The sequence below is a fragment of the Streptosporangiales bacterium genome, assembly GCA_009379955.1.
Taxonomy (GTDB): Bacteria; Actinomycetota; Actinomycetes; order Streptosporangiales; family WHST01; genus WHST01.
On sequence record WHST01000030.1, the window covers coordinates 24219 to 40278 of the forward strand.

Here is a 16060-nt window from a genome sequence, read left to right on the forward strand (position 1 = left end):
CCGGGTGCCGAGTCAAGGACGTCGACCCCGACGCGCACGGAGTGACCGAGAAGCCTGCGCTGAAACCCGTGAACGGCACCCTCACCGTGCCCCCACACGGTGAGGGGTCAGTCGCCGGGGCCGTGCAGGCCGAAGGCGAGTGACGGGTCGCCCGGATGCCAGGTGTGGAGGAACTGGCTGCGCTCCCCCATCTCCCGCGTGCGCTCGACGAGGCGGCGGCCGAGGTCGAGCTGCGCGGGCTCCCAGCCACGCAGCGCGGACGGCACGTCGCCGGCATGCTCGCGCAGCGCGTCCGCGAGGGCCCAGGCGTCCGCGGCGGCCTTCGCCGTGCCCGCGGCGGCGTGCGGCCGCGCGCAGAATGCCGCATCGCCCACCAGACAGACCCGGCCGAACGCCATCCGCTCGACAGCCACGTCGAAGATGCCCTGGACGAACGGCTCGGCGGTCGTGCGCACCACGTCGGCGAACACGGGCGGCAGCTCGTCGGCCGCCTCGCGCAGCTCGCTCACGTACTCCTCGCGGAGCATGCCAGGCGGCACCGACAGCGGCCGGTAGGTGCCCTGCCGGTCCGTCATCAGCGCGTCGAAGTCGCCGCCCGCGGTCGCGTTGCGGTACCAGACGAAGTTCATCAGCCGCCGGCCCGGCTCGCGCTCCCCGTCGAGACCCGGGATCGGGTACGTGAGGAGGTGGCCGTCCTTCGTCACGTGGTACGTGATGGTGTCGGCGAGCTCGGCCAGCGTGTCGTCACGGAGCGCGGACTCCTCCGCCGTGCCACGCCAGCCGGTGTAGCCGGCGTACCGCGCCGCGACGGCCGGCTGCAGGTGCTCCCGTGACGCCGACGCGGCGCCGTCGGCGCACACCAGCAGGTCGACGGTGTCGGCACCGCCGTCCTCGAATGCGACCTCGACGCGGTCGGCGCGTTGCTCGAAGCCGGCGACCCCGCGTCCCAGGTGGTACCGCGTGTCGTCGAGGTGGTCGAGCATCGCCCGGTACAGCGTGTTCCACGACGTGAAGCGGTGCCGGCACGGCTCGCGGTGCACGACCTCGCCGCTCGCGTCGACGTAGCGCCACCACCGTGCGGGCACGCTGACGTCGTCGAGGTCGAGCAGGTCGTGCTCGACGAGGTACCTGACCGTCATCTCGTGCAGCACGATGCCGGCACCGCGGCTGCTCAGCTTGGCCCGCGACCGCTCGTACACGTGGACGTCGCAGCCGGCGTCGCGCAGCAGCAGCGCGACGCTCAGCCCGCCGAGCGAGCCCCCGACGACCCCTACCCGCGGGCTCAGCTCCCCTCGCCGCCGATCCCGAACAGCCGGGCCGCGTTGCCGCCGGCGACCGCCGCGTGCTCGGCCGTGGGCAGGTCGATGCCGCCGAGCTGGCTGGGCAGCGAGCCGCCCGCCATGTCGAACGGGTAGTCCGTGCCGTACGCGACGTGCCGCGCGCCGACGAGACCGACGAGGAAGTCGAGCGCGCGCGGGTCGTGCGTGACGGTGTCGAACGTGAACCTGGTGAGGTAGCTGGACGGCTCCTTCGCGCAGCCCTTCGACTCCGGCCGCACCCGGTAGCCGTGGTCGAGCCGGCCGATCTGGTACGGCAGGAACCCGCCGCCGTGCATGAGCACGAGGTCGAGCCCGTCCAGCCGGTCGAGCACGCCGCTGAAGATCAGCCTGGCCGCGGACACGCACGTGTCGAGCGGGTTGCCGATGAGGTTCGTCAGGTAGAAGTCCTCGAGGCCGGGCTTCGCCCCGACGTACGTCGGATGCAGGATGAGCGGCACGCCGAGCCGCTGCGCCGTCTCGAGCACCGGCACGACCGCGGCGTCGTCGAGAGGCGTGCGCTCGATGACCGGGGCGATCTGGGCTCCGCGCATGCCGAGCGTCTCGACCGCCCTGACCAGCTCGGTCACCGCCGCGTCCGGGTCCTGCATCGGCAGCGTCGCGACCGGCACGATGCGCCCGTCCGACTCGCGGGCGAGCCGTGCCAGGGAGTCGTTCGCCATCCGCGCGAAGTCGACCGCGATCGACGCGTCGGCCCAGTAGACGAACATCGGCGGCGCGATGGAGACCACCTGGATGTCGGTGCCGAGCGCGTCCATCTCGTCCAGCCGCGACTCGAGGTCGTAGAAGCCGGGCGTCAGCGGGTAGCGGAAGCCCTGCGGGTGGACCACCCACTCCATGCCGTCCGCGAGGTCGACCGTGATGCCGTCGAGCACGGGACCCTTGCGTGCGTCGGCGACGAGCTCCGGCGGGATGAAGTGGTTGTGGACGTCGACGACCTGCGCGTTCATGAAACCCTCCGGAGTCCTGTGGCGGTGTTCTCGTCCCTCGCCGTCATGCGGCTCCCCGCCGTCACTCGGCGGGCGCCGCGCCGGTGACCGGCTGCTCGGCGAGGTGGTCGAGCTCGGGCAGGTTGACGACGATCGGGTTCGGGTCGGACCTGACGACGACCCAGACCGTCGCCTCCTCGGTCGACGCGTTGATCTCCTGGTGGACGATCTCCGCGGGGATGAGGACGAAGTCCCCCGGTCCGGCCTCGACGACGTGCTCGAGCCGGGGACCCCAGCGGTACCGTGCGGTGCCGGAGAGCACGTACAGGATCGTCTCCTGGTCGCCGTGGTGGTGCGCGCCCGTCGCGGCACCGGGGTCGACCGTGCTGAGGAAGCCGCTCAGTTTGCGCGCGTCGGGGTTGCGTCCGTCGAACGCGACCTCGCGCAGCAGCCCTGGGGTCTGCGGGGTGTCCGTCGAACGCTCCCCCGCGGACACGATCCTGACCCGGGGTTCCGCCATGGTTCGGTTTCCCTTCCTTCGAGTGCGGGTGACATCCGTCAGCCCAGGTCCCACGGCATGGCGCCGGAGAGGCTGGTGAGCTGCAGTGCGAGGTACGCGAGCGAGATCGCGAAGAACGTCCAGGCGAAGATCCTGCCGCCGGTGCTCGACGGCATGGGCCGCATGTACGTGCGCGTCTTGTGGGCGCCGTAGCCGCGGATGTCGAGCGCCATCGCCTGGGTCTGGCCGTTGCGCAGGCCGAGCACGATCATGGCGAACGCCAGGTGCTTCATCCGTCGATAACGGCGCACCACGAAGTTGACGTCGTGCCCGAGGTCGCGAATGCGTTGGGTCGTGGAGATGTCCTTGCCCAGCTGGAGGAACGCGGGGAAGAGCACGAGCCCGAGCACCGGTGCGTGCACGAACCGGTAGTTGAGCCCGCGCCTGGAGAAGCTCTGCACGAGGTCGGTGGGGTGCGTGGTGAACGCGAAGATCAGCCCGGACAGCCCGATGGCGACGAACCGCAGCGCGAGCAGCGCCCCGAACCCGAGCGCTCCCCACGTCAGGTCCTTGATCGGCGTGTGGATCGCGATCTCGGCCGATCCGGCGCTCACCTGACCCGCATGGAAGAACGGGAAGACGAGCGTCAGGATCAGGATGAACGGCAGCAGTACACGGCCGAAGATCCAGTACGTGCGCAGCGAGACTCCGGTGAGGAACGCCGCGCAGAACAGGCTGAACAGTGCCAGCGTGAGGCCGACGTAGAGGCTCGAGTTGAAGATGGCCACGAACGACACCCCGAGGACGAACAGGGTCTTCGACACCGGGTCCATCCGGTGGAACACCGAGTCGGCGTGCCTATAGGACAGTTCGAGATCGGTCACCGACAGCCTCCTTCACCGTTGCCAGCAGCGGCGCGACGTCGAGCAACGGCGTGCCGAGTAGTTGCTGCGAGATGTCGTAGACCGCGGGCCGCTTGAGCCGCGCCCGGTCGAGGACGTCCGGGCGGTCGAACAGCTCGAACGCAGTGCCCTCGAAGATCGCCTCGCCCTCGCACATCGCGACGCACCGGTCGGCGTACTCGGCGACGAGGCGCATGTCGTGGGTGATGAACGTGACGGCGGCACCGCCGTCGGCGAGCGACCGCAGCAGCCGCATCAACCGCTGCGCCTGCTGGTAGTCCTGTCCGAACGTCGGCTCGTCGAGGACGATGACGTCGGGCTCGGTGATGACCATGCAGGCGACCGACAGGCGGCGCTTCTGGCCGTGGCTGAGGATGTACGGGCTGGCGTCCTCGCGTTCGAGGAGCCGCACGCTCTCCAGGAACCGTTCGACGCGCTCGTCGATCTCCGCCTTCGGCATCTTCATCGCCTCGAGCCCGTGCGACATCTCGTGCCGCACGGTGTTGCGGACGAACTGCTTGTCCGGCAGCTGGAAGATGTACGCCACGCGACGCACGAGGTCGGCGAACTTGTACGCCTTCGCCGGCTTCCCGTCGACGACCACCTCGCCGCGGCTCGGCTTCAGCAGCCCGTTGAAGTGCGCGGCGAGCGTCGACTTGCCCGACCCGTTCTGCCCGACGATCGCCAGCAGCTCGCCGCGACGCACCTCCAGGTCGATGCCGCGCAGCACGTCGGGCTTGGACGGGTAGGAGAAATGCACGTCGCGCATCTCCAGCGCGACCGCACCCGCGCGAGGTGCCGGCGTCGTCGTGACCGCCGCGGGTGCGGGGGTGCGCTCGCGGATGTCCACGGGCAGCAGGTCGCGAACGTCCTCGACGAGCTCGCGGCCGTCGAGGGGCACGCGCGGGAGCGGCACGCCGGCACCGCGCAGCTCGAGCCCGACCTCGCTCGCCTGGGGGATCCACAGACCCAGGCGGTCGCGCACGTCGATGCCGTGCTCGGTGAGGAACGCGCGCGGCTCGGCGGGTCCGTGCACGGTGTTGCCGTCGACGAGGAGGACCTTGTCGACCTGGCTGAAGACGGCGTCGACCTCGTGCTCGACCACCATCAGGGTGGTGTCGCCCTGCTCCCTGATGCGGTCGACGGCGGTGAGCACCTCGTCGGTGCCGACCGGGTCGAGGTTCGAGGTCGGCTCGTCGAGGATGAGCACGCGTGGCTGCATCGCGAGCATCGCGGCGAGCGCCACGCGCTGCTTCTCCCCGCCCGAGAGCTTCGTCGTGGAACGGCTCCTGAATCCCTTGAGCCCGACCAGGTCGAGGGACCGGTCGATCCGCGCGTCGATCTCGGACGTGGGGGTCAGGTAGTTCTCCAGCGCGAAGCCGATCTCCTCCTCGACGGTGAGGGTGACGATCTGGTCCTCGGGGTTCTGGAAGAGCATGTTGACGCACTGGAAGCGTTCCGCGGCCGTCAACTCCCGCCGGTTGACCAGACCCAAGCCCTGGTGGTCGACGAGGACGCGTCCCTTGTTGCGCCCGCCGAAGAAGTCGGGGTAGATGCCGACCAGGTTGAGGGCGAGCGTGCTCTTGCCCGACCCGCTCATCCCGAGGATGAGGACGAACTCGCCGCGCTCCACCGCGAACGAGACGTCGTGCAGGTCGGCGGTCGCGTCCGCCTCCGTGGACTGGTACCAGAAGCTGTAGTCCTCGACGAGGATCGCCGGAGCTGGCATCGGTCGGGTCCCTTCCCCTTCGGCCCGGCCGCGGACGGCCGAGCCGAAGGCGTGTCTTCGTGGTCGGGCTCAGGCGTGCTCGGAGATCTCTCCCTGCCGGGTCGGAGGTTCCTCGACGGTCGGCACACCGGCCTTCTGCAGACCCTTGCCGAGGTAGAGAGCCGCGATGCCCCAGACGAGACCGCCGATGGCACCGACACCCACGGAGATGAGACCCCACATCACGCCACCGGCGAGGCCGAAGCCACCGAGGATCGTGAACAGCGCGACCTGGTTGAGACCGCTCGCCGCCGCGCTCGACAGGGCGAACAGCGACTTGCGGCCGCGCCAGCGCAGCAGCGCGAAGACGACGAGGGCGCCGACGGCCGGGAAGATCCCGTAGAAGAGCAGGATCGGCCCGTCGGGGTCGCCGAAGAACCAGCGGACGATCGCGGTCACGATCGCGGCGAGCAGGATGACCCCGGCACGCTTGCGCAGGTACGCGCCGGCGAAGTACAGCAGCCAGGTGACGCCGTTGTAGAGGGCGTAGAACGCGAACCCGGCCGAGCCGCCGAGCCAGACCGTGCGCTCGAGGAAACCGAGCGCGCCGACGATCTCGATGACCGCCTCGATGATGCCCAGCATCACCGCGACGACGATGTCGAGCGTATTGAGCTTCAGGTCCTCCAGGTAGCGGTAGCGCCGCCGTGTCGGCGTCGCGTCTGCTGCTGTCATGCCACACCTCGATCATGAGACTCGTCCCCCCGGATTCAGTGGTCTCCCCCGATTTGGCGATTCACGGGGAACCGGGAGTGCGCCCACTCCTTCCACCGGAGTGACTCGCACGAGTGACGACCCGGGGACGGGTGTGACACCGTCCGGGTGCTCGATCGTGTTCGGTCACCGTTGACCGCCACCTCTCCTGCCGCCGTCAGTTCAGACGTCGTGCTCCGCTGCCGCCGCCGTACCAGTCGACGCTGTCGGACGCGGTACGGATGGTCACCGCCCGCAGGTGCGTGAAGTCGTGGAACGACTCCCAGCCGCCCTCCCTGCCGACGCCGCTGTCGCGGACGCCGCCCCACGGCGAGGCGGGGTCGAGGCGGTGGTGGTCGTTGACCCAGACGATGCCGTGGGTGAGGGAGTCGGCCACCCGGTGCGCCCGCGCGACGTCGCGGGTCCAGATCGCCGAGCCGAGACCGTACGGCGAGTCGTTGGCCTGCGCGATCGCGTCGGCCTCGTCGTCCACCGCGATGACGACGAGCACCGGACCGAAGATCTCCTCGCGGGCGATGCGCATGTCGTTGCGTGCCTCGGTGAAGACGGTCGGGCTGACGAAGAAGCCGCCCTCGCAGCCGGGTACCGCCGGCCGGTCGCCTCCGGTCGCGAGGTGGGCGCCCTCGTCGATCCCCAGCCGCACGTAGTCGGCGACGCGGTCGCGCGCCCGCGCGCTGATTACCGGACCCAGCTGGGTCTCGGGCTGGCGCGGGTCGCCGATGCGGATCCGCTCGGCCTGCTCGACGAGCGCCGCCACGAACTCGTCGTGGACGGTCCGCTCGACGAGCACGCGCGTGCCCGCGATGCAGGTCTGCCCTGCGCCCACGAAACCGCTGAACGCCACGCCGCGCGCGGCCTCGGCGACCGGGGAGTCGGCGAAGACCAGCACCGGGCTCTTGCCGCCGAGCTCGACCGTGTGCTTGGCGAAGCGGCGCGCCGCGGCCGTCGCGACGGACCGTCCGGCCTCGGTGCCGCCGGTGAACGTGACCTTGGCGACGTCGGGATGCTCGGCGAGCGCCGCACCGGCGACCGGACCCGCGCCCTGGACGACGTTGAGCACGCCCGGCGGGAGACCCGCGCCCGCCGCGATCTCCGCGAGGGCGATGCTCGTCATGGGCGTCTGCTCCGACGGCTTGAGGACCACGCTGTTGCCCGCCGCGAGCGCCGGGGCCACGCTCTTGGAGCCGATCATCAGCGGGTGGTTGAACGACGAGAGGATGCCGACGACGCCGAGGGGGAAGCGCCGCGTGTAGGAGTGGTACGGCCCCGGCATGGGGACGACGTCGGTGCGGTCGGCGATCAGCAGCGCCGCGTTGTACCTGTACCACTCGGGCAGCCGCGCGATCTGCGCACGGGTCTCGGTGACCGGGCGCCCGTTGTACAGCGTCTCCATCTCGTACAGCAGGTCGAGCCGGTCCTCCAGCGCGTCGGCGAACCGGTGCAGCACGCGTGACCGTTCGGCGATCGGGAGCTCGCTCCAGGCGCCGGAACGGAACGCGGTGAGCGCCGCCCGCACCGCGCGGTCGACGTCGCCGGGCCCGGCCGCCGCGACCCGCGCGACCTCCTCCCCCGTGGCGGGGTTGACGACCGGCAGGGTCTCGCCGGAGGCGGCGTCGACCTCCGCGCCGTCGATGATCAGCCCGCGGGCGCGTGCGGGCACCGCGTCGCCGTACGACCTGACCGGGCTCGTGGAGGACATGGTGCTACCCGGCCGCCTTCTTGGGGCGGGCGACCTTCTTGGGGCGGGCGACGGCGCGGCCGTCCGACGCCGGGTCGGCCGCGGCGAACTCCTTCTCGAGCAGCTGCTGGAGGATCATCTCGTGCGAGGTCTCGAGATGCTTCCGCGTCGCACGCTCCACGCCCTCGGCGTCCTGCCGCTCGGCGGCCGCCAGGATCTCGCCGTGCTCCACCCGGCAGTGCTCCAGTGCGTCGAGCCGTTCGAGATGGACCCAGACGTACCTGTCGGTCTGCTTGCGCAGGGTCTCGATCAGCGTGATCATGCGCGGTCGGCCCGACTGCCCGTAGACCTGGGCGTGGAACTCGGCGTTGGCCGCCAGCCAGACCCGCCGCTCGTCGGTCTGCTCCATCCGCCGGAAACACTCGTGCATGCGCATGATCTGCGCGCGCCCGACGTTGGGCACCGCGAGCCGGCTCGCCAGCGGCTCGACCGAGCCGCGCAGCTCGTACAGCTCCTGCAGGTCGTCGAGCGAGAGGCCGGCGACGACCGCTCCGCTGCGACCCGACAACACGACGAGACCCTCCGCGGCCAGCTCGGTCAGCGCGTCGCGCACCGGGATGCGGCTGACGCCGAACCTGGTCGCGACCTCGGTCTGGGTCAGCCGGGTGCCGGGCGCGATCTCGTGCGACAGGATCGCCTCCCGCAACCGCTCGACGACGAGCTCGACCGCACTCATGACGCTTGTATACAGAATCTGCATTTGCACTGTCAATAGCGCTTCCGTGTATCCATCAGTGAGGCTCGCTCGGCGGCCGCCCGTCAAGGACGCGCTAAGACGGCCCCGGCGGGCGTCAGGGGTGCGTCAAGAGCGCTGGGCACTCGCCGGTCCGCGGACTTCACTCGGACGTGAGCACATCCACGCGCACATCCATGGAGGAGGGCCCCGTGGCCGACGTCGTCTGCGTCGCGATCGTCGTGACGTTCTTCGTCGTCCTGACGATCCTCGCTCGCGGGCTGGAGCGCCGATGACGTCGCCTCCCGGACGCACCGGACACCCGACAAGAGAGGTGAGGAGCAGATGAGCGTCGCCGACGTCGTCGGTCTCGTCCTCGGCATCGCGCTGGCGGTCTACCTGTTCGTCGCGCTGCTGTTCCCGGAAAGGTTCTGATGTCGACCACCACCGCGGGGGTCCTGCAGATCGCGGCGCTCGTCGCCGCGCTCGCCCTCGTCCACAAGCCCCTCGGCGACTACGTCGCCAGGGTCTTCACCTCCACCCGCCACCTCGCCGTCGAGCGGGTGGGGTACCGCCTCGGTGGAGTGAACCCCGACACCGAGCAGCCGTGGAGCACGTACGTCCTCTCGTTGCTCTCCTTCTCTGCGGTCTCGCTGGTCTTCCTCTACCTGCTCCAGCGGTTCCAGCACCTGCTGCCGCTGTCGAACGGCACCGACGAGATCAGCGCGCACCAGGCCGTCAACACCGCGGTGTCGTTCGTCACCAACGCCAACTGGCAGTCGTACTCCGGCGAGACGATCGGCCACCTCACCCAGATGGCCGGACTCACGGTGCAGAACTTCCTCTCCGCCGCGGTCGGCATCGCGGTCGTCGTCGCCCTGGTCCGCGGGTTCACCCGCAGGCAGACCGGCGAGATCGGCAACTTCTGGGTCGATCTGACCCGCGGCACGATCCGCATCCTGCTCCCGCTCGCGTTCGTCGCGGCGGTCCTCCTCATCGTCGCCGGCGTGGTGCAGAACTTCTCCGGAGGAACGGACGTCGCCGCGCTCGGCGGCGGCACGCAGACGCTCCCCGGCGGCCCCGTGGCCAGCCAGGAGGCGATCAAGGAGCTGGGCACCAACGGCGGCGGCTTCTACAACGCCAACTCCGCGCATCCCTTCGAGAATCCTCACGCGCTGAGCAGCCTCTTCGAGGTCTTCCTGCTGCTCCTCATCCCTAGCGTCATGCCGCGCGCGCTCGGCACGCTGCTCGGCAACCGCAAGCAGGGCCTCGCGATTCTCGCCGTCATGGGCGTTCTCTGGCTCGCCTCGGTCGTGGCGGTGACGGCCGCCGAGGTGGCCAACCACGGCACGGCCGCGCAGCTCGCCGGCGCCTCGATGGAGGGCAAGGAGACACGCTTCGGCGTCTGGGCCTCGACGCTCTTCGCCGCCTCCACCACCGGGACGTCCACGGGCGCAGTGAACTCGTTCCACGACTCGTACACGGCCGCCGGCGGCGTCACGCTCGTCAACATGATGCTGGGCGAGGCGTCCCCCGGCGGGGTGGGATCGGGTCTCTACTGCCTGCTGATCATCGCCGTGCTCGCCGTCTTCCTCGCCGGCCTGATGGTCGGCCGCACGCCCGAGTTCCTCGGCAAGAAGATCGGCCGTCGCGAGATCACCCTCGTCGCGCTCTACGTGCTCGCGATGCCGTTCGCGCTGCTCGTCGGCGCGGCCCTCGCCGTGTCGTTCCCCGAAACCCGTGAGGCGATGGCGAACGCGGGACCGCACGGCCTGTCCGAGGTGCTCTACGCCTTCGCCTCGGCGTCGAACAACAACGGAAGCGCGTTCGCCGGTCTGACCGTGAACACCTGGTTCTACGACCTGGCGCTCGGACTCGCGATGCTCCTCGGACGCTTCCTGCCCATCGTGTTCGTCCTCCGGCTGGCCGGTGCCCTCGCCGAGCAGAAGCCGGTGCGGGCGAGCGTCGGCACCCTGCCGACACACGGACCGCTCTTCGCCGGTCTCGTCACCGGCGTCGTCGTCATCGTCGCGGGCCTGACCTTCTTCCCGGCGCTCGCTCTCGGACCGATCGTGGAGGCACTGCAGTGAGCGCAGGAAGCGGGCGCGTGGATGCACTGAGCCCGCGTACCGTCGTGGCGCCGGAAGAGCCCACCACACCCGTCACGTCCGTTCCCGAGGGGACGACGGGCGGCCGCGTCGGCGCGGGTCTGTTCGACCCGCGGCAGCTCGGCCGGTCACTGCCGGACGCGTTCCGCAAGCTCGACCCGCGGCACCTGATGCGCAACCCGGTCATGTTCGTGGTCGAGGTCGGGTCCGCCGTTACCACGGTCTTCGCCGTGATCGACCCGTCCGTGTTCTCGATCACGGTGACCGCGTGGCTGTGGGCGACCGTCCTCTTCGCCAACCTCGCCGAGGCCGTCGCCGAGGGCCGCGGACGCGCACAGGCCGCCAGCCTGCGCAAGACACAGCAGGAGACCGTCGCCAGGAGGCTCCGTGACGACGGCAGCGAGGAGCCCGTGGCGGGCACGCTGCTCGACGTCGACGACCTCGTCGTCGTCGAGGCGGGCCAGGTCATCCCCGGTGACGGTGACGTCGTCGACGGCATCGCCAGCGTCGACGAGTCGGCGATCACCGGCGAGTCGGCTCCGGTGATCCGCGAGTCCGGCGGAGACCGGTCGGCGGTCACCGGCGGCACGCAGGTGCTGTCCGACCGGATCGTCGTCAAGATCACCGCGCGTGCGGGCGAGAGCTTCCTGTCCCGGATGATCGCGCTCGTCGAGGGGGCGTCACGGCAGAAGACGCCGAACGAGATCGCCCTCAACATCCTGCTCGCCAGCCTGACGATCATCTTCCTGCTCGCGGTCGTCACCCTGCAGCCGTTCGCGGCGTACTCGGGCGGCAAGCAATCGGTCATCGTGCTGGTTGCCCTGCTCGTGTGCCTGATCCCGACGACCATCGGCGCACTGCTCTCCGCGATCGGCATCGCCGGCATGGACCGGCTCGTCCAGCGCAACGTGCTGGCGATGTCCGGACGTGCCGTCGAGGCGGCCGGTGACGTGGGCGTCCTGCTGCTCGACAAGACCGGCACGGTCACCCTCGGCGACCGCCAGGCGACCGAGTTCCGCCCGGTCGCCGGGGTGGACGAGGCCGAGCTCGCCGAGGCGGCACAGCTTGCCAGCCTCGCCGACGAGACTCCCGAGGGTCGGTCGATCGTCGTGCTCGCCAAGCGGGTGTTCGGCCTGCGGGCGAGGGACGAGGGCGTCATGCCGCACGTCCACTTCGTGCCGTTCACCGCGGAGACGCGGATGAGCGGCGTCGACATGGACGGCGGGCGCCAGGTACGCAAGGGCGCCGCGAGCGCGGTGCTCGACTGGGTACGCCGCAACGACGGCACCCCGACTCCCGGCATCACCGCGGACATCGAGGCGGTCAGCTCGTCCGGCGGCACCCCGCTCGTCGTCGCCGAGCGCTCCGAGGACGGTGCGAGCCGCACCCTCGGCGTCGTCCACCTCAAGGACGTCGTCAAGCACGGCATGCGCGAGCGGTTCGCCGAGCTGCGCAGGATGGGCATCAGGACGGTGATGATCACCGGCGACAACCCGCTCACCGCCAAGGCCATCGCCGACGAGGCGGGCGTCGACGACTTCCTCGCCGAGGCCAGGCCCGAGGACAAGATGGCGCTCATCAGGAAGGAGCAGGAGGGCGGCAACCTCGTCGCGATGACAGGTGACGGCACCAACGACGCCCCGGCGCTCGCCCAGGCGGACGTCGGTGTCGCGATGAACACCGGCACCTCCGCCGCGAAGGAGGCCGGCAACATGGTCGACCTCGACTCCAACCCCACGAAGCTCATCGAGATCGTGGAGATCGGCAAGCAGCTGCTCATCACCCGTGGTGCCCTGACGACGTTCTCGATCGCGAACGACGTCGCCAAGTACTTCGCCATCGTCCCGGCGATGTTCATGGGCGTCTTCCCGCAGCTCGACGCGCTCAACGTCATGCGTCTCGCCACACCGGAGTCGGCCATCGTCTCGGCCGTCATCTTCAACGCGGCCGTCATCGTGCTGCTCATCCCGCTCGCCCTGCGCGGGGTGCGTTACCGGCCGTCGAACGCGGCTTCGCTGCTCCGTCGCAACCTGCTCGTGTACGGGCTCGGCGGCATCGTCGCCCCGTTCGTCGGCATCAAGCTGATCGACCTGCTCGTCTCGCTCATCCCTGGAATCGGGTGACCTCGTTGAACGCCATCGCGCGCCAGCTCTTCGCGAGCCTGCGCATCCTCCTGCTCTTCACCCTCGTGCTCGGCCTCGCCTATCCCGCGGCCGTCTGGGGCGTGGGACAGGTCGTCGCACGGGACCAGGCGAACGGCTCGCTCGTCCGCGACGCCAACGGCCGTGTCGTCGGCTCGTCGCTCATCGGCCAGAAGTTCACCGCGAGCGACTGGTTCCAGGGCAGGCCGTCCGCCGGCGGCGACGACGGCTACGACGCCCAGTCGTCGTCCGCGAGCAACCTCGGCCCGGAGAACCCCGACCGGGTCAGGTCCGTGAAGGAGCTGCGCGCCCAGGTCGCGAAGGACAACGGCGTGCCGCCGAAGAGCGTCCCGCCGGACGCCGTCACAGCGTCGGGCAGCGGCCTCGACCCGCACATCAGCCCGGCGTACGCGGACCTGCAGGTCCACCGGGTCGCCACCGCGCGGGACATGACCGACGCCGAAGTACGCACGCTCGTCGACGAGCACACCCAGGGCCGGATCCTCGGCTTCCTCGGCGAGTCCCGCGTCAACGTCCTGGAGCTCAACCTCGCCCTGGAGCGAGCATCGTGACTCGGGAGATCAGCTGCCCTTCAGCAGGTTCGAGTCCTTCAGGGACTTCTTCACCAGGGCGTTCTGCTCGGCGAGATACTTCTCCCACTCCTCACCGACGAGCAACTGGGTCACGACGCCGTTCTTCTTCGCGTACTGCTTCCAGGAGTCGGTCTCCAGCAGCTTCTTGAACGTGTCCTGGTAGTACGTGAGGGCGTTCTCTGGCATGCCCGGTGGGGCCATGATTCCCCGCACCTGCGAGACGAGCTCGGTCTTGAACCCTTCGTCCTTCGTGGTGGGCGCATCAGGATAGATGGGCGAGGTCTTCGGGCTGATGCTGCCGATGATCTTGAGCTTTCCGGCCCTCTCCTGTGCGGCGAAGTCCGACGCGCTGCCGAACATCATGTCCGCGTCGCCGTTGAGCAGGGACGTGAGGCGCTGTCCCACCTCCTCGAAGGAGAGAAACTTCCAGCTCGTGCCCGCCTCGGTCTGGAGCGCCTTGCCGTTGAGCGCTCCGACCTCGGTCGTCGACCCTCCGGTCTGCACGAGCTTGCCGGGCTTCTTCTTGGCATCCTCGACGAAGTCGGTCAGCGACTCGTACGGAGAGTCGGCCTTCACGGCCATGACCTCCGGCTCGATGATGAGGCCGGCGACCGCCGTGAGGTCATTGGTGGTGACGGTCGCTCCCTCGATCGTCAGCGGAGTCGTCAACCACGTCGTGGTCATCGCCGAGATGGTGTCGGTGTCGCCCTTCTTGCTCACGAGGTACGACATCGCGCCCGAACCCTCACCGGCCTTCTCGTTGCGAACCGGCCAGTTCGACGAGATGAGCTTCTCCTTGCGCATCATCGCGATGACGTCGCGCACGAAGAGGTCGCTCCCGCCACCCGGTCCGGTGTGGACGAGGAACTCGGGGCTCTTGGGTTCGAAGTCCTCGTCTCCGCTCCCCGAGCCTGACGAACCCGTATTCAGGCCACAGGCGGCGACGACGAGTGTCACGAGCACGCACGACGCCAGGGCGCGTACCAATCGATTGCCGGACATGGCATCCTCCTTTGGATCCCCGTTGACTGTGCCGATCACCGCTCGTTCCGCTCCTCGACGACGGCATCGACGATGTCGGCCTCTTTCCGCTCCGGCTGCGCCTCCGGCCCCGGGGGGGACTCCGGTGTCGGCACCGGAGCCGAGTCGGCCGCTCCTGGCCTCCTCCGGCGAGAGATCGCCGGGCCGACGAAGAGCAGCACGGTGAGCACCAGGAAGACGACGGCCCAGGGGCGCGTGACGAAGATCGTCGGGTCCCCCTGAGAGATCACGAGTGACCGGCGGACGGATTGTTCGAAGAGTGGACCGAGTACGAACGCCAGCACCATCGGCGCGGCCGGGAAATGGGCCTTACGCATAACGTAGCCCAGCAGACCGAAGACGGCGAGCATCACGACGTCGAACAACGACCTGTTGATGCTGTACACGCCGACGATCGAGACCACGATGATGCCTGGATAGAGGTAGTGGTACGGGATCCGCAGAATGCTCGCGAAGACCGGCACGAGGGGAAGGTTCAGCACCACCAGCACCAGGTTGCCGATGTACATGCTGGCGATGATGGGCCATACGACGTCGGAGTTCTCGGTGAAGAACAGGGGCCCGGGCTGGAGCCCGTAGATGAACAGAGCGCCGAGCATGATGGCCGTGCTCGCCGATCCGGGGATTCCGAGGGTGAGGAGCGGCACGAACGATCCGGCGGTCGCCGAGTTGTTCCCCGCTTCGGGCGCCGCGACCCCGGCGATGGCTCCCTTGCCGAAGCGTTCGGGGTGCCGGGACAACCGCTTGGCGAGCGTGTAGCAGACGAACGAGGCGACGGTCGAGCCCGCTCCGGGCAACACGCCGACGAAGAACCCGACGATCGAGCCCTGACCGATCGCCCCCGATGACTCCACGAGGTCCTTCCTGGTCGGGAAGAGCTCCCTGAGCTTGCTGGGGACCTTGAAGAGCGAGTGGCCCGACCTGTCCTCGGTGTTGATCATCACCTCGGCGATGGCGAACAGGCCGATGCAGAGTGCGACGAACTCGACCCCATTGGCGAGCTGAATCTGTCCCATGGTGAAGCGTGCCGACCCGGAGAAGAGATCGATGCCGATGGTCGAGAGGAGGAATCCGGCCAGCGCGGAGACGAGTGCCTTGACCTTCGAGCGCCCGGCCAGGAGAAGCACCATGCTGAGCCCGAGTGCCATGAGCGCGGAGTACTCGGGCGGGCCGAAGATGACGGCGACCTGAGCCACGGCCGGAGCCAGGAAAGTCAACCCGATCAGGCCGACGGTTCCGGCGATGAACGACCCGATCGCCGCGATGCCGAGTGCCGGACCGGCGCGCCCCTGTCTGGCCATCTGATAGCCGTCGATCGCGGTGACGACCGAGGCGTCCTCGCCCGGGATGTTGAGCAGGATCGAGGTGGTGGAACCGCCGTACTTCGAGCCGTAGTAGATGCCCGCCATCATGATGAGCCCGGTCGCGGGATCCAGGTTGACCGAGAGGGGGAGCAGGATCGCGATCGTCGCGGGCGTGCCGAGCCCGGGAAGCACACCGATGAGAGTGCCCGCGGTCACCCCGAAGATCACCCAGAAGAGGTTCGTCAGGGTGAGCGCGGCGGCGAAGCCGCCCATGAGACCTTGGAGTGCCTCGGTCACAGCCATCGCCTCCGTC

Annotated in this window: 14 protein-coding genes; 4 read left to right on the forward strand and 10 right to left on the reverse strand. The window is 69.5% G+C overall.

Annotated elements, in window-relative coordinates:
* Window positions 1–107 precede the first annotated feature (107 nt).
* The 8 genes from GEV10_11580 to GEV10_11615 form a co-directional block, all read right to left on the reverse strand.
* Entirely contained in the window at window positions 108–1286 is a 1179-nt protein-coding gene (locus GEV10_11580) for a monooxygenase (GenBank protein ID MQA79096.1), read from the reverse strand.
* A complete protein-coding gene (locus tag GEV10_11585; GenBank protein ID MQA79097.1) occupies window positions 1283–2287 on the reverse strand; it encodes an amidohydrolase family protein in 1005 nt (334 codons plus the stop codon). Before GEV10_11585 ends, GEV10_11580 begins: the two co-directional genes overlap by 4 nt.
* Window positions 2288–2348: 61 nt before the next feature.
* Entirely contained in the window at window positions 2349–2786 is a 438-nt protein-coding gene (locus tag GEV10_11590; protein MQA79098.1) for a cupin domain-containing protein, read from the reverse strand.
* A gap of 38 nt (window positions 2787–2824) precedes the next feature.
* Window positions 2825–3649 carry a hypothetical protein gene (locus tag GEV10_11595; protein MQA79099.1) on the reverse strand — a complete coding sequence of 275 codons (825 nt, stop codon included), beginning with the start codon at window positions 3647–3649 and terminating at the stop codon, window positions 2825–2827.
* Window positions 3624–5396 carry an ATP-binding cassette domain-containing protein gene (locus tag GEV10_11600; protein MQA79100.1) on the reverse strand — a complete coding sequence of 591 codons (1773 nt, stop codon included), beginning with the start codon at window positions 5394–5396 and terminating at the stop codon, window positions 3624–3626. The genes GEV10_11595 and GEV10_11600 overlap by 26 nt, the downstream gene beginning before the upstream one ends.
* Window positions 5397–5465: 69 nt before the next feature.
* Window positions 5466–6110 (reverse strand): hypothetical protein, encoded by a 645-nt coding sequence (locus GEV10_11605; protein ID MQA79101.1) that lies wholly within the window; start codon window positions 6108–6110, stop codon window positions 5466–5468.
* A 196-nt stretch (window positions 6111–6306) separates the two neighbouring features.
* Window positions 6307–7848, reverse strand: a complete 1542-nt coding sequence (locus tag GEV10_11610; GenBank protein MQA79102.1) for an aldehyde dehydrogenase family protein — start codon at window positions 7846–7848, stop codon at window positions 6307–6309.
* Between the two features lie 4 nt (window positions 7849–7852).
* On the reverse strand, window positions 7853–8563 hold the full coding sequence (locus GEV10_11615) for an FCD domain-containing protein (protein MQA79103.1): 711 nt from the start codon (window positions 8561–8563) through the stop codon (window positions 7853–7855).
* Between the two features lie 342 nt (window positions 8564–8905).
* On the opposite strand from GEV10_11615, the gene kdpF reads away from it, so the two are divergent.
* Genes kdpF through kdpC form a run of 4 tightly spaced genes read left to right on the forward strand, consistent with a single transcriptional unit; the run spans window position 8906 to window position 13381 of the window.
* Entirely contained in the window at window positions 8906–8995 is a 90-nt protein-coding gene (gene kdpF, locus GEV10_11620) for a K(+)-transporting ATPase subunit F (protein ID MQA79104.1), read from the forward strand.
* Window positions 8995–10650 (forward strand): potassium-transporting ATPase subunit KdpA, encoded by a 1656-nt coding sequence (kdpA, locus tag GEV10_11625; protein ID MQA79105.1) that lies wholly within the window; start codon window positions 8995–8997, stop codon window positions 10648–10650. The genes kdpF and kdpA overlap by 1 nt, the downstream gene beginning before the upstream one ends.
* 44 nt (window positions 10651–10694) lie before the next feature.
* A complete protein-coding gene (gene kdpB, locus GEV10_11630; protein MQA79106.1) occupies window positions 10695–12791 on the forward strand; it encodes a potassium-transporting ATPase subunit KdpB in 2097 nt (698 codons plus the stop codon).
* Entirely contained in the window at window positions 12788–13381 is a 594-nt protein-coding gene (kdpC, locus tag GEV10_11635) for a potassium-transporting ATPase subunit KdpC (GenBank protein ID MQA79107.1), read from the forward strand. The genes kdpB and kdpC overlap by 4 nt, the downstream gene beginning before the upstream one ends.
* A gap of 9 nt (window positions 13382–13390) precedes the next feature.
* On the opposite strand, the gene GEV10_11640 is transcribed toward kdpC, so the two are convergent.
* Together GEV10_11640 and GEV10_11645 are read right to left on the reverse strand one after the other, a co-directional pair.
* Window positions 13391–14404: a hypothetical protein gene (locus GEV10_11640; protein MQA79108.1), complete on the reverse strand. Its 1014-nt coding sequence runs from the start codon at window positions 14402–14404 to the stop codon at window positions 13391–13393.
* A 35-nt stretch (window positions 14405–14439) separates the two neighbouring features.
* Window positions 14440–16020 carry a tripartite tricarboxylate transporter permease gene (locus GEV10_11645; GenBank protein ID MQA79109.1) on the reverse strand — a complete coding sequence of 527 codons (1581 nt, stop codon included), beginning with the start codon at window positions 16018–16020 and terminating at the stop codon, window positions 14440–14442.
* Window positions 16021–16060 lie beyond the last annotated feature (40 nt).

Bases quoted from the DNA above. Each gene is read 5' to 3' on its own strand.
- GEV10_11585 (MQA79097.1), bottom strand. From the start codon at position 2,287: ATGAACGCGCAGGTCGTCGACGTCCACAACCACTTCATCCCGCCGGAG.
- GEV10_11590 (MQA79098.1), bottom strand. From the start codon at position 2,786: ATGGCGGAACCCCGGGTCAGGATCGTGTCCGCGGGGGAGCGTTCGACG.
- GEV10_11600 (MQA79100.1), bottom strand. From the start codon at position 5,396: ATGCCAGCTCCGGCGATCCTCGTCGAGGACTACAGCTTCTGGTACCAG.
- GEV10_11605 (MQA79101.1), bottom strand. From the start codon at position 6,110: ATGACAGCAGCAGACGCGACGCCGACACGGCGGCGCTACCGCTACCTG.
- GEV10_11610 (MQA79102.1), bottom strand. From the start codon at position 7,848: ATGTCCTCCACGAGCCCGGTCAGGTCGTACGGCGACGCGGTGCCCGCA.
- GEV10_11615 (MQA79103.1), bottom strand. From the start codon at position 8,563: ATGAGTGCGGTCGAGCTCGTCGTCGAGCGGTTGCGGGAGGCGATCCTG.
- kdpF (MQA79104.1), top strand. From the start codon at position 8,906: ATGAGCGTCGCCGACGTCGTCGGTCTCGTCCTCGGCATCGCGCTGGCG.
- kdpA (MQA79105.1), top strand. From the start codon at position 8,995: ATGTCGACCACCACCGCGGGGGTCCTGCAGATCGCGGCGCTCGTCGCC.
- GEV10_11640 (MQA79108.1), bottom strand. From the start codon at position 14,404: ATGTCCGGCAATCGATTGGTACGCGCCCTGGCGTCGTGCGTGCTCGTG.
- GEV10_11645 (MQA79109.1), bottom strand. From the start codon at position 16,020: ATGGGCGGCTTCGCCGCCGCGCTCACCCTGACGAACCTCTTCTGGGTG.